This window comes from Grimontia sp. NTOU-MAR1 (assembly GCF_035758505.1).
Taxonomy (GTDB): domain Bacteria; phylum Pseudomonadota; class Gammaproteobacteria; order Enterobacterales; family Vibrionaceae; genus Enterovibrio; species Enterovibrio marinus.
Genome location: NZ_CP142109.1, coordinates 912,441 through 926,389, shown reverse-complemented (window position 1 = coordinate 926,389; position 13,949 = coordinate 912,441). Strand labels below are relative to the sequence as shown.

The following is a 13,949-nucleotide window of genomic DNA, read 5'->3' as shown; positions in this document are numbered from 1 at the left end:
GTTTTAAAAAGCCGCGTTCACACACGCGGCTTTATCTTATCTAGCGATTATCGCTCTAACGACATCATAAAGACTCTGTTGCGGCATTAACTTCGTCAGCACCTAGTGATTCGATCACCGCTTCCAGTTTTGTGACTGCAGCCTCGTACTCGAATTTGCGAATAGCACCTTCTACACTGGTAAGATCAACACTCATACCCTTCGAGCTCTCTTTTATACCGGCAATAAAATCAACGGCTTGTGTATCAAAGTTGTTGAGCAGGATCTTAAGCTGTTCAAGTTCGATGCGGAATTCTCTAGGGGTATAACCTCCGAACTCCTGAGCTTGATCTTCCACCTCGTTTTTAGGCTCTTCATCAGGGATGTAGGTTCTAATTTCCTGCAAACACTGTTCGATTTTATCGAGCAGCGAAGCTTCCATTTGAAGATCAGACCCTGCCTGATCTTCTAAGTTGCCCGCTAACACAGCCAAGCCCTTAGCTGACACGTTAGATGCTGCACCTTTCAACGAGTGAGCGAACAGTTCTACATCTTCACGCTCTTCATTTGCGATTTGCTGTCGAACTGTCTCAATTACCACGAGTTTGGTTTCAGTGAATGCAGTAATGACTTTCCAGTAAGCATCAACATTACCACCAATACGGGTGATACCCTCTTTCGCATCTAACACCAAAGGATCGATATGATTGAGATTACAGTCTGAAGGTTGGTCCTTTTTCATACCATTGAGTGCAATGGATGTTTTCACTGTCTGCTCTGACACGGATGCCCAGCGCTGAATCGATTTGATCAACTCTTCTACGTCTATCGGTTTAGAAACGTGATCGTTCATACCCGCTTCTTTACATTGCTTCACATCCCGTTCCATAGCGTTTGCGGTCATGGCAACGATGGGTAAACTAGCAAGGGCTTCTACTTCTCGAATCTTGCGTGTTGCCGTCAAGCCGTCCATCACAGGCATTTGCATATCCATAAGAACGATATCAAACTTATCTTCCTGCACCTTTTCCAGCGCAACTTGTCCATTTTCAGCCACTTCAATGGTTGGGTTGAATTGCTCCAAAATACCTTTTGCAACTTCTTGATTGATCACATTGTCTTCCACAAGAAGTATCTTCAAACCCGTAAAGTCAACTTCCTCTGTTTTGTCTTTCTCAGCTTCGTGGCAGTTTGTCAGCTTCATTTCTTCATGGCCAAATGCTTCCATCAGCGCATCGAACAAAGTCGAGGGGTTGATCGGCTTCACGATCGAAGCATCGAACACTTTCTGCACTTCTTCATTGATCAATCCTGAATCCTCACCGTAGGCGCTAGCAAGAATCACTTTCGGCATCTTGTTGAGGGGCTTATCGCGAATGAGTAGCGTGGCTTCATCACCATTGATGCCCGGCATTTTCCAATCCATCACAACCACATCAAAGCCATCATTGATCTTGTCGGCAGACTCTACTTCGGAAACCGCTTCTTCACCGTTTGAAACCGCTGCTACACGCAGTTCCAGATTATCCAATAGCGCATACATGATGTCACGCGACGCATGGTTGTCATCAACCACCAATACTCGCTTGTCATTAAGAATGGTGGCACGTGCTACCTTTTCCTTGATGCTGGATTCACTTCGACCACATCGGATGGTAAACGAGAAAGTTGAGCCCTTACCTGGCTCACTTTCGACCCAAATTCGGCCACCCATGAGCTCAACAAAACTCTTAGAAATGGTTAGGCCCAAACCGGTACCACCATATTTGCGGGTAATCGAACCATCAGCTTGCGAGAACGACTGGAACAGCCTTCCCAATTGGTCATCGTTCATACCAATACCGGTATCTTCAATATCAAACTGAATCTCAATGATTTCATCAGCATCAGTAACCTTATGGGCACGAATAATGATTTCGCCCGTCTCAGTAAACTTCACTGAGTTACCGGTTAAGTTAATGATGATCTGCCCTAAACGAAGTGGGTCACCCACCAGATCATCAGGAAGGTCAGGGTCAATATCAAAAATAAGCTCCAGATCTTTCTCTTTTGCCTTTATGGAAATAATGTTGCTGATGTTGTCCAGCACTTCGCTGAACCTGAATTCAGTGTGTTCAACTGTCAATTTACCGGCTTCAATTTTCGAGAAGTCGAGAATGTCGTTGATAATGCCAAGTAGTGACTTACCTGCTTTCTCTATATTGCCCACATAGTTGCGCTGCTTATCACTCAAATCAGTCATCAATGCCAAGTGAGACATACCGAGAATCGCATTCATTGGAGTACGAATCTCATGGCTCATATTGGCTAAGAATTCACCTTTCGCTTTACTCGCCTCAGTAGCCTGATCCTTTGCAGAAATCAGATCAGATTCGAGGCGTTTCTGTGTTGTTACATCAACGAACAAGCCCACAATTCCTAATGGAACGCCATCACCACCATAGTAGGTTGCTTCGTACACCGTGAGAATTCGAACATCGCCGCCAACGTTGGCCAACTCAATGTCGTATACCGTAGAACCCGGGTTATCGAGCAGCGCTTTTTCCTTTTCGATAAACATGGTTGCTACGTCATCAGCAAATAACTCTGATGGTGATTTATCCACGACATCAACGTAAAAAAGTCCGAGAAAATCGGTGAATGCATCATTCACACCGATGTAGTTACCTTTGGTATCACGGAAATATGTTGGATTCGGAATTGCATTAATGATCTGCTGATTAAGTTTGAGCTGCTCGGAAACACGTTGCTCAGCTTCCATTTGAAGTTCTGCGTTGCGGGTAAGCTGAATGCCTACTGCAAGGTCTTCCTGAACTTCATTGAGCCAGTCGTGCTCTTTATCAGATAGCAGACGCACTGAGCCAAGTTCAAGCACACCCACCATTTCGTTATTTACGATGAGCGGAATGAAATACATCTCACTCAGGGAAAGTCTGCCGACCGGCAAAGTCAGTACGAACTGGTCTTTGTCGTTACGTATTATCAGTACTTCTTTGGTAACCAAAATAGTGCGGTGGAATGAGAGCGTTTCTTTCTGCATATCCTCAGATTGCTCGTCAACACCCACACCACCTACAAGGCTCATGATGTCTCCGCGGACTACGTAAAGAGCTGTGTAAGGCAACTCTAGGCGTTGGGAGAAAAAGTTCGCTACCTGGAAGCCAAGTTCGCCCATATCGGAGCAGCCGCGAATCAGATCAGAGAACGCTTTGACTTGTCGACTAAACTCGAAGCGTTCAGCAATTTCACGTAATACTTCGTTTTGCGCGTGTGCAAGATCTTTCAATTCACCTTGCTTGTTGACGTCCAGCTTGAACTCAAATTCTTTGTTCCGAACTTTGCTGACTATAGTGCTGCGGATATTGTCTAGTGGCTTGAGGAATCTATACCAAAGTAGGGTTGTAGTGGTCAGCACAGCCAAAAGCAGCAAAAATGCCATCGATATGGTGATCCCTTCCATATTAACGCGCTGCTGATTGAGCACATCCAGCTCTTCAGCCGTCTGCTTATCTATCGCATGATAAAAAGCGCCAATGGGCCCCATGATTTTGCTCTTCTCATGACTGTAATCTGGGCCAAACAGCATTTTCTCTGCAAGTTCAGGATCAGGAATTACTCTTTCAATTCCTCGGGCTGTGCGCTTACGACCCTGAATGAGATCCATGGCGGTTTGCTCAATGCCAATCAGATCTTGTGAACGGGATAGTGCCTGGGTCAGAAAAGTCATATGGGATTCGCTGATCCCAGAATCTAGTAAGCGACTCATCAGCGAGGGATAATCTGGACGAATCGGGATTTCGGGATGAACGACTTCATTGTTTGGATCGGATAATTGCGTCCAGTAATCGAAGTTATAACCATCTGGCATAGGAAGCTGGCCATCTCGAATGGCTTTGACTTGTTCAAAAAGGTAACGCCAGCGATTGTTTGTTGTTACCGCATAGCTTCGAGCAAACTGAGTGAGAAGATCAGAACTTTGCTTTAACTCAATGACCAGCCGATATTGATGATAGCGCTGCTCGTAAATGGTATTCATTTGATTCGTTAGCTCATTAGATCGCACGTGCGCGAGGATGATTGCTACGCCGAGAAAAAGGTTTAATCCCATCAACGCGAAAAAGATGTGGCGTATAGATCTCATTTTCTATCCAAATTCTCTTAACAGTGACACTACCATCAAGTAAGAGTAGACCCCTCTTGAAGCTTGATAAAGTGAGAACGGACAAAAGCCATTTGCACTTATTGACTTATCTGTTAATAAATGGAGTACTGTTGGTGAACAAAGTTGAGTGTTCATATTTACGTCTAGCCCAAACATAGTATTACCAAGGGAAAAGGAAATCGGCGTAAAAACAAGGAGTAGTAGGAGTGACACCGATATTTAAAGGCACTGCAGCCATGTTAGTGGGGATTTCGATCCTCAGTGTTGACGCGCTACTCATTCGGCTGATTGAGGCATCAGGCTGGACATTGTTGTTCTGGCGAGGCCTATTGTCGGCACTCATCATCTCAACATTTTTGATAGTAACCAAACCGTCCCAAACCATTGCCGCATTGAGAAAGCCATCCAAATCACTACTAGTTGGCTCTTTTGCTTTTTCCATATCAACAGTTTGCTTCGTACTTTCTATCGATCACACTCAAGTAGCCAGTACGCTCATCATCATCAATATCAGCCCACTCATCTCTGCTCTGCTCGCCTTTCTTTTACTCAAGGAGCAGGTTGACATTCGAACTATCATCGCCATTATTGCAGCCATGATTGGTGTCGGGTTTGTGTTCTACGGAAAGGCGATGCCTACGGCCTCTTATGGCAACCTGATGGCGCTGATAACAGCATTTATGCTCGCAACCTACTTTGTGATTCTGCGAAAAAGCAAAAGCGCCAATGCCCCGCTCTACTTGGTTCTAGGTGGAATTTGCACAGCGATGATTTCTCTAATAGCAGGCGCTGAGCCCTTGTCACTTACTCAGCAGGAATGGAAATACACTTTGCTACTTTGCTGTGTGGTAGTGCCAGTTTCCTTTGTGCTCATTTCGGTTGGGCCAAAGTATCTTCCAGCCGCACACGCAAATCTCTTCATGCTACTTGAGGCTATTCTTGGGCCCCTGTTCGTGTGGGCTGTTCTTGGGGAGGTACCGAGTGACAATGTACTGCTAGGAGGCGGCATTGTGTTGTTGACCCTGGTGCTATTTACTTTGTCTGCTGCCAAAAAACACCGTGTATTAAACAAGAAGACCAGCTCGGGGTAAGCTAGGTTTACGCGTTCCGGGTTGTCATCATAGTCTCAGGCTCTGCCAGGCTTCGCACATGGTACGGAAGGTCGCCGCGTCCCCTTCAGGCCTGTCTGGGTGCCATTTCAACGCCATCTTGCGCCATTGGCGTCGGATTTCCGAATCAGAGGCATTTTCTGATAGTCCTAATGCTGCCAATGCATTACGACGTTCAACTGTGGTTTCACTGCAATGACCCACGTGCTGTTGATAGCGCTTCCAGAATGAGCCTAACAATTCACGCACATCTTCAATCTGCGCATCGTAGTTGGTCCAATCCATATAGTAGCCACGAAGTGGGTCGCTATGATTCACTTCATGTTGAACAAAGCCAGAACTCGCTCCTCGCCACATCAAACGGATGTCCATCGACTCCACCTGCAACCACTGATTTGGCAATAGCATTTCCTGCAATTGGTAGAGCGCATTCATGATAAGAAAATTACGCTTGAACAAGTCCAGTTGTGGATCATCGTCCAGATGGTCCATGATGGTATTCTTCTGCAGCTCTGCCATCAAATAGTGCACTTTCCAGCTCTGATTAGACGCCTCTAGTACACCCAAAATCGGCCAGATCAGAGGGTTATCAATATCATCCCGTTGTTCTGCAAGCATACAACTCTTTCTCCTATCGACCTCATGTCGTACATATAAGACATTAATCCATAATCCTGTGAATCGCCTGCTTTATTGACGCTTTCTGCACGAAGTCACAGATGCCTACCTTCTGCCTCTGACAATTTTTACCTTTATTGACAGGGAGCCCACTTACAAAGAAAGCACAAGTAATGCCAAGTTTTGAGACGTGAAGTTAAATAAACCGACAGGCTTTACGACCTTTTGTCTAGCCTACTGACAAATAAAATAAAAAGGTCGGTGAGAATCACCGACCTTACTTAAATCACCTACATTGCTGAACTTTTACCGTCATCAATGCGGATTACCACTGTTTTATTATGCGAGCTTTTTTTCGCTATAACTCAGCGAATTAGCCTCGGTAGTAACGCTGAGGGACAAACGGCATTTTTTCGACGGTCATCGGCAACTTCTTACCTCGTACCTCTGCAAACACTTCAGTACCAATAACAGCATTGGCTGTTGAAACGTAGCCCATAGCGACTGGCTGACCTTTGGTTGGACCGAAGGTACCACTGGTTACCACACCAATTTCATTATCGTCAGCATCAAACAGTACCGCGCCTTCTCGCACAGGTGCTTTGCTCGACCCCAGCAGACCAACACGTTTGCGAGATACGTCTTTAGTCGCAATTTGCTCAAGGATAATCTCTGCACCGGGGAAGCCGCCGGCACGCTCACCGTCAGCACGACGTGGTTTGCTTATTGCCCATAGTAGGCTGCCCTCTACCGGTGTTGTGGTGGTATCAATGTCATGCCCATAAAGACAAAGGCCACACTCGAGACGCAGTGAGTCACGTGCGCCTAGACCAATCCATTCCACTTCTTCTTTCAGCAGCAGTCGGCGAGCAAACTCTTCCGCTTTATCTGCAGGAACAGAGATTTCGTAACCATCTTCACCAGTATAGCCAGAACGGCTAACCAAACACTCAATACCCGCCAAATCCATTTTTGCTGCATCCATAAATACCATGTCAGCAACAGCAGGGTTCAATGTAGCCAAAACTGCTGCAGCTTCAGGGCCTTGCAGGGCCAGCAGAGCCCGATCTTCAATCGCTTCCAACTCAACATCCGCTGGAAGATTGGCGCGCAGGTGTGCGATGTCCTGCTCTTTACATGCAGCGTTGACAACCACAAAAAGGTGATCGCCGAAATTAGTCACCATCAGGTCATCCATCAGGCCACCTTGCTCATTGGTAAACAGTGCGTAGCGCTGCTTACCCTCGGGTAAATCAATGATGTCTACCGGTACCAGTGCTTCCAGCGCCTTTGCAGCATTCTCTCCATGCAGGCGCAACTGGCCCATATGAGAAACGTCGAACAGACCCGCGTGTTCACGGCAATGAATATGTTCTTTGCGCACACCGAGTGCGTATTGCACTGGCATATCATAGCCAGCGAATGGAACCATTTTCCCGCCCATTTCAATGTGAAGAGCGTGCAGTGGGGTTTTGAGTAGATCCTGAGACATGTTTCACTCCATGATCACGGCGCTTGCCGACTTGCTAAATAATCATCCGCTGACTCAGCGGGTTTATACCAATAACTACCTTCTTGATTCAGGATGCAGTCACCCAGAGAATCAAGGCGTCTTCTTCACTAAGTGAGGTGAGCATATGTCCCATCGCAGCGTCGTAATACACGCTGTCACCCTCATTCAGTTCAATTGCTTCATAAAATTCGGAGTAGAAAGCAATACTGCCCTCCAATACCAAAAGAAATTCTTCGCCATCGTGGCGAATCCATTCGTCGTATTCTTCAAACGAACGGGCTCGGACGCGGGATTTGAACGGGAACATTTTTTTGTTGGTAAGTTGGGTAGCCAACAATTCATGCTCATAAGTACCCGTCGGTCTCGATTTCCCTTCTCCAGCACGGGTAACATCACGACGGCCTGTCGCCTGACGCGATTTTGGCGGTGCGAACAGTTGTGGGATATCAATCTTCAATCCTACTGCCAGCTTCTGCATTGCCTGAAACGTTGGGGAAATCTGTTCGTTTTCAATTTTCGAAAGTGTGGAGCGAGCAAGCCCGGTGAGCTTGCTGGCTTCTTCCAGCGTCAAACCGCTATTTGTTCGGATCTCTTTCAACCGTTCACCCAAACGCAGTGGCGAGATCGGCGCATCTGCTTGTACACTCGCTCTTTCAACGGTCACTGACGGGTACCCGATCTGTGCATCTGGCTCTGACATAGTTCGATTCTCACCTTGCTGTTATTGGGTTTAATCCCTAGTGGCGGTCATTTTTACACAGACAATACGATGACCGACATAGATAAGTTAACATTTTTAACAAAAAGTTTCCTATTGGAAACTCGGGCAATTCTGTACCACCTAATCGTATGGACGATAGCTATATTCCTTTGAACCTATCTCAATGCTCATTTTTCAGCAACAAATAGCACCCTTACCAGATATAAATATAAGATTATGTTTTTAAAAGATTATTTGGTTAACTTCAGATTTATTGTTTGCAATTTTGAGTGTAAGAGAGTAAAAAAGCAAACGTTTGCGTGGACTGGGGATTTTAAGAAAGTCGTATATTGAGCAAATTGTCATAAATGTTCGCCAGATCACATTAAGAGTTTCCTATAGGAAATTTTGTTTTGCAGGGCGCAAACACGTTTTGTATGTTACGCAAATGTTGAAGTGCAAATAACAATAAAACGCCACGCTTGCTATACCCAAAGTAATAAGCTCTTCAACATTACAACTGGGCAGGCGATGGCAGGATAGTCATCAACCGGCACCCAAGCCAAGAACGGTGGTGCGTAACCTACAAAAGGCAAGGAGACGTGCAATGAGTCATAGCATGTTTGACCTGTTTAAAATTGGTGTTGGTCCATCTAGCTCACACACAGTGGGTCCGATGGTCGCCAGCGCAAGATTTGCAGCAGAATTGCGCGATAAATCAATTCTCCACAATGTGGAATCCGTGACAGTTGAGCTATACGGCTCGCTGGCATTAACAGGGAAGGGTCACGCGACTGATGTCGCGTGTGTCATGGGGCTGATGGGCGAATGGCCTGACAGCGTTAACCCAGATGATATCCCTACCATGACCAATATGGTTAAAGGCAGCAAGGAACTGCCAGTGGACGGACACCGCTTCGTCCCCTTTGATTGGGATACTGATCTTATCTTCCACTTCGACGAAGTACTGCCGGAGCATCCAAACGGAATGACACTGACAGCAAAGGGAGGTCACGAAGAAGTACTGCTTTGTTGCACCTACTTCTCGGTTGGTGGAGGTTTTGTCGTAGAGAAAGGTGAAACGGATGCCCTAGCGTCAGATTTTGCTCCGCCGTTTCCCTTTAACAGCGCGGTAGAATTGCTTGAACATTGTGAAAAACAAAAAAAGAGTATCGCTGACATTATGTTTGCCAATGAGCTTGCTCGTGCAAAAGCGCAAGACCAAAAAGCAACCATGGAAACCGTCAACGAACAAATTGATGCTATCTGGCATGTCATGAACGCCTGTATTGAGCGCGGTATCGAGCAAGATGGTGTATTACCCGGCGGGTTGAAACTCAAACGCCGAGCGAAAAAGCTGCACGACTGCATCAGGAAAAAAGACCTGGACGGACTGCCAGTCGACACTAATGACTGGGTCAACATGTTTGCCATGGCCGTGAACGAAGAAAATGCTGCCGGAGGCCGTGTTGTCACGGCACCAACCAACGGCGCAGCCGGTGTTATTCCAGCGGTGTTAGCTTATTACAATAAATTTGTATCACCCAACAACGCAGAAGGCATCAGAACTTTCTTAGCCGCCGCTGCAGCAATCGGTTCTTTATACAAGACCAACGCGTCCATTTCAGCAGCAGAAGTCGGTTGTCAGGGTGAAATAGGCGTTGCCTGTTCGATGGCCGCCGGAGGCCTAGCTGCCGCAATGGGTGCAACCTCTGCACAAATTGAAAATGCGGCGGAAATCGGCATGGAACACAATTTGGGACTGACATGTGACCCTATCAATGGTCTAGTTCAAGTCCCCTGTATTGAAAGAAATACCATGGGTGCGGTGAAGGCGATTAACGCCACCAGACTCGCGCTCAATGGTGATGGAGAGCACCACGTTTCGCTGGACAGCGTGATTAAGACCATGCACGAAACAGGACTCGACATGATGAGCAAGTACAAGGAGACCTCCCAAGGTGGACTGGCAACCAACGCAATCGCCATTAACGTTGTCGCCTGCTGAGAGAATGCTTGCCTGAAAGGAATATTAGACGGGTTCGGAGAAGCCCCCGGCCCGTTCAATTTTTTATGCTGCATACCGCAGCGAAGACTTAACTCGTTTCACACGGAGAAGTAAAAATGGATGCAACATTGAAATTTGCTGAGAGCCACGAGTGGGTTAAAGACAATGGTAACGGTACAGTGACTGTTGGTATTTCTGACCACGCACAACAGCTGCTAGGGGACGTCGTATTCGTTGACCTACCAGAAATTGGCACCGAAGTTGAAATCGGTGAAGGCTTTTCACTCGTAGAATCTGTAAAAGCAGCATCAGATATTTACGGCCCGGTAAACGGTGAAGTAGTAGAAGTTAACGAAGAACTGGAAGACAGCCCAGAACTGGTTAATGAAGCCCCTTTTGAAGGCGGATGGATTGCGAAAATAAAGCTCGCAGAAGACAGTAACCTTGATCATCTGATGAACGCAGAAGCTTATCAAGCAACTATCGAAGACTAATTCAGGACGAAGGTCATGACAGAATCACGCTTACTTGATCAACTGCAGGCTGACAACGAATTTGCCACCCGTCATAACGGGCCGCGCGAATCCGACCAGCAAGCGATGTTAAACACAGTGAAAGCTACCAGCCTTGATCACCTTGTTGAAGAAACTGTGCCAGCAGCTATCCGTCTGCCACAACCTATGGATTTGGATGCACCACTGAGTGAAGTGGACATGCTAAGTAAACTGAAAGGCATTGCGAGCAGAAACGTCATCAAGCGCAGCTTTATCGGTCAGGGTTACTACGGTACTTATACGCCAAACCCAATCCTCCGTAATATGTTGGAAAACCCAGGTTGGTACACGGCCTATACGCCATACCAACCAGAGATTTCTCAGGGTCGCCTCGAATCACTGCTGAACTTCCAGCAAATGGTGATGGACCTAACCGGCATGGAACTGGCCAACGCATCATTGCTTGATGAAGCCACTGCTGCTGCAGAAGCCATGACGCTGTGTAAGCGTGGCGGTAAGAGCAAAAGCAACACCTTCTTCGTTGCAGACGACGTTCACCCTCAAACTCTGGACGTAATTAATACGCGCGCAGGCTTTATGGGCTTTGATGTGGTTGTCGATTCCGCGGATAACCTACCACAACACGATGTATTCGGAGCTCTGCTGCAATATCCTGGCACAACAGGTCAAGTACGCGATCTGACAGGCCTTATTGCTGCGGCACAAGCGAACAAAACGCTGGTGACTGTTGCTGCTGACCTGCTCTCCCTCACCCTACTGAAAGCACCGGGAGAGATGGGCGCAGATGTCGTTATTGGCTCAGCACAACGATTCGGCGTACCAATGGGCTTTGGTGGTCCACACGCTGCATTCATGGCAACACGAGACAAACTGAAGCGCACGATGCCTGGCCGTGTGATTGGTGTGTCTATCGACTCGAAAGGCAACCAAGCGCTCCGAATGGCGATGCAGACGCGCGAGCAGCATATCCGCCGCGAAAAAGCGACCTCAAACATCTGTACTGCACAGGCACTGTTGGCGAATATGGCTGCCTTCTATGCGGTCTACCATGGTCCTAAGGGTCTGAAAAAAATCGGTCGTCGTGTGCATCACTTGACGGCACTAGCGGCCGCGGCGTTTAACCACGCAGGCATTGCGCTGGCATTCCATGACTTCTTCGATACCATCACGCTGAACACCGGCGATCAAACCGATGTGCTGTTCCAAAAAGCACAGGACGCAGGTTATAACCTTCGTAAACTTGATGGTCAGTTGGGCGTGAGCTTTGACGAAACCACCACACTGGAAGAAGTGAACGCACTGGTTGCTGCACTGACAGACGAAACTGATGTGGCACAATACGCCTCTTCTGTAGAAGCAGACGAATACGCCGCGATCCCAGAAGCGTGCCGCCGTACCAGTGATTACCTGACGCACACTGTGTTCAACACTCACCAGAGTGAAACCCAGTTGATGCGTTACATGAAGAAGCTGGAAAACAAAGACTTCTCCCTGACCCACGGTATGATCCCGCTCGGCAGTTGTACGATGAAGCTGAATGCGGCGGCGGAAATGATCCCTGTGACCTGGCCAGAGTTCGGTGCTTTGCACCCATTCGTGCCAGCTGACCAGGCACTAGGTTATGGTGAACTGGCGGACTCCCTGAGCAAGATGCTGTGTGAAATCACAGGTTACGATGCGATGTCTCTGCAGCCGAACTCTGGCGCACAGGGTGAATACGCAGGTCTGATTGCGATCCAGCGCTACCACAAAAGCCGTGGTGAAGCTCACCGTAATGTGTGTCTGATCCCAAGCTCTGCACACGGGACTAACCCGGCATCTGCTGCGATGGTTTCCATGAAAGTTGTGGTTGTAGGCTGTGATGATGACGGCAATATTGACGTTGACGATTTGAAAGCGAAAATCGAAAAACACCGCAACAACCTGTCTTGCATCATGGTCACCTACCCTTCGACGCATGGCGTTTATGAAGAAGCGGTTCAGGAAGTGTGCGAACTGGTTCATGAAGCCGGTGGTCAGGTTTACCTCGACGGTGCGAACATGAACGCACAGGTTGGTCTCACCAGCCCAGGGTTCATCGGTTCAGATGTTTCCCACCTGAATCTCCACAAAACTTTCTGTATTCCACACGGTGGTGGTGGGCCAGGCATGGGACCAATTGGTGTGAAGTCACACCTTGCGCCATTCCTGCCAGGTCATGTGGTTGAAGGTACTAATTACGCGGTTTCTGCTGCGCAGATCGGTAGTGCTTCTATTCTGCCAATTTCATGGGCATACGTTGCCATGATGGGAGAGCAAGGCCTGACGGAAGCGACTAAGGTTGCCATCCTGAGTGCAAACTATGTGATGGAGCGCCTGCGTCCTTACTACCCAGTTTTGTACCGCGGTACTCACGGTCGCATCGCGCACGAATGTATTATCGACATTCGTCCAATCAAAGATGCGTCTGGCATCTCTGAGGAAGATATTGCGAAGCGTCTGATGGACTTCGGTTTCCACGCGCCAACGATGTCCTTCCCGGTTGCTGGCACACTGATGATTGAGCCAACAGAAAGTGAAGACAAAGCTGAGCTGGACCGTTTCTGTGACGCGATGATCGCGATTCGCGAAGAGATAGCTAAAGTGCAGGATGGTGAATGGCCGCTGGAGAACAATCCGCTGGTTAACGCACCACACACTCAGAATGACCTGATGGCTGCCGATTGGGAACGCCCTTACAGCCGTGAGTTGGCTTGCTTCCCAAGCGCACAATCGAAAGATGCGAAGTACTGGCCAACCGCGAACCGTGTCGATAACGTCTACGGTGACCGTAACCTGATTTGTTCTTGCCCGAGCATCGAAAGCTATATGGAAGACTGATCTTCGCAATTTCAGCTTTGATAGCGAAAAGCGAGCCACCCGGTTCGCTTTTTCTTTTTATACCCAAACAACCTGAAGATTTTCGCATTGATGGCCTCCCTTCGGTCGAGTGGACTGACGCCTTGCTCTTTGTTGTCCCTTTCTGATGGTGCAAGGGAAACTCTATATATTCCACAAGAAAACGGTTTTTATTCGACGTTTTTCACTTTTTGTTATTTCTAAAGCATCTAATAGTTAACTGTACAATATTTTAGAGATTTAAAGTCAAATCATTATCTTTTTAAAAAAACGAGACTTGTACAATTAATAAGACACCCCAATGACTGACCATTGTATACAGTTTCTTCAAAGGGTCGCTATAGCATCTAACTTGTCTTAGAAACTCGTTGTTTAGATGGAAGTGATGGCAGAGAAGATATTATCTTTGCATCAATACCTTGCTCACATATGCACCAAGCTCGGGGTTTATAGGATGTACAAAGCCAG

General features: G+C 47.4%; 8 protein-coding genes. 4 read left to right on the top strand and 4 right to left on the bottom strand.

Features of this window, described 5'->3' with window-relative positions; genetic code table 11:
- Positions 1–64: 64 nt before the first annotated feature.
- Entirely contained in the window at positions 65–4,087 is a 4,023-nt protein-coding gene (locus VP504_RS22125; RefSeq protein ID WP_325895423.1) for a response regulator, read from the bottom strand.
- A gap of 260 nt (positions 4,088–4,347) precedes the next feature.
- Between VP504_RS22125 and VP504_RS22120 the strand changes: the two genes are divergently transcribed.
- Complete coding sequence (locus VP504_RS22120; RefSeq protein WP_325894218.1) at positions 4,348–5,232, top strand: DMT family transporter; 885 nt, start codon at positions 4,348–4,350, stop codon at positions 5,230–5,232.
- Positions 5,233–5,259: 27 nt separating this feature from the next.
- Here the strand turns inward: VP504_RS22120 and VP504_RS22115 are convergent, their stop codons facing one another.
- The 3 genes from VP504_RS22115 to VP504_RS22105 form a co-directional block, all read right to left on the bottom strand.
- Complete coding sequence (locus VP504_RS22115) at positions 5,260–5,868, bottom strand: DNA-J related domain-containing protein (protein ID WP_062706933.1); 609 nt, start codon at positions 5,866–5,868, stop codon at positions 5,260–5,262.
- 373 nt (positions 5,869–6,241) lie between these two features.
- Positions 6,242–7,360, bottom strand: a complete 1,119-nt coding sequence (gene gcvT / locus VP504_RS22110; RefSeq protein ID WP_325894216.1) for a glycine cleavage system aminomethyltransferase GcvT — start codon at positions 7,358–7,360, stop codon at positions 6,242–6,244.
- A gap of 88 nt (positions 7,361–7,448) precedes the next feature.
- Positions 7,449–8,081 (bottom strand): helix-turn-helix domain-containing protein, encoded by a 633-nt coding sequence (locus tag VP504_RS22105; RefSeq protein ID WP_325894214.1) that lies wholly within the window; start codon positions 8,079–8,081, stop codon positions 7,449–7,451.
- Between the two features lie 607 nt (positions 8,082–8,688).
- Between VP504_RS22105 and VP504_RS22100 the strand changes: the two genes are divergently transcribed.
- The 3 genes from VP504_RS22100 to gcvP all read left to right on the top strand — a co-directional run bounded on the left by VP504_RS22100 (position 8,689) and on the right by gcvP (position 13,463).
- On the top strand, positions 8,689–10,089 hold the full coding sequence (locus VP504_RS22100; protein WP_325894213.1) for an L-serine ammonia-lyase: 1,401 nt from the start codon (positions 8,689–8,691) through the stop codon (positions 10,087–10,089).
- Between the two features lie 116 nt (positions 10,090–10,205).
- A complete protein-coding gene (gene gcvH / locus VP504_RS22095) occupies positions 10,206–10,583 on the top strand; it encodes a glycine cleavage system protein GcvH (RefSeq protein WP_325894212.1) in 378 nt (125 codons plus the stop codon).
- 15 nt (positions 10,584–10,598) lie between these two features.
- A complete protein-coding gene (gene gcvP, locus VP504_RS22090; RefSeq protein ID WP_325894211.1) occupies positions 10,599–13,463 on the top strand; it encodes an aminomethyl-transferring glycine dehydrogenase in 2,865 nt (954 codons plus the stop codon).
- Positions 13,464–13,949: the final 486 nt, after the last annotated feature.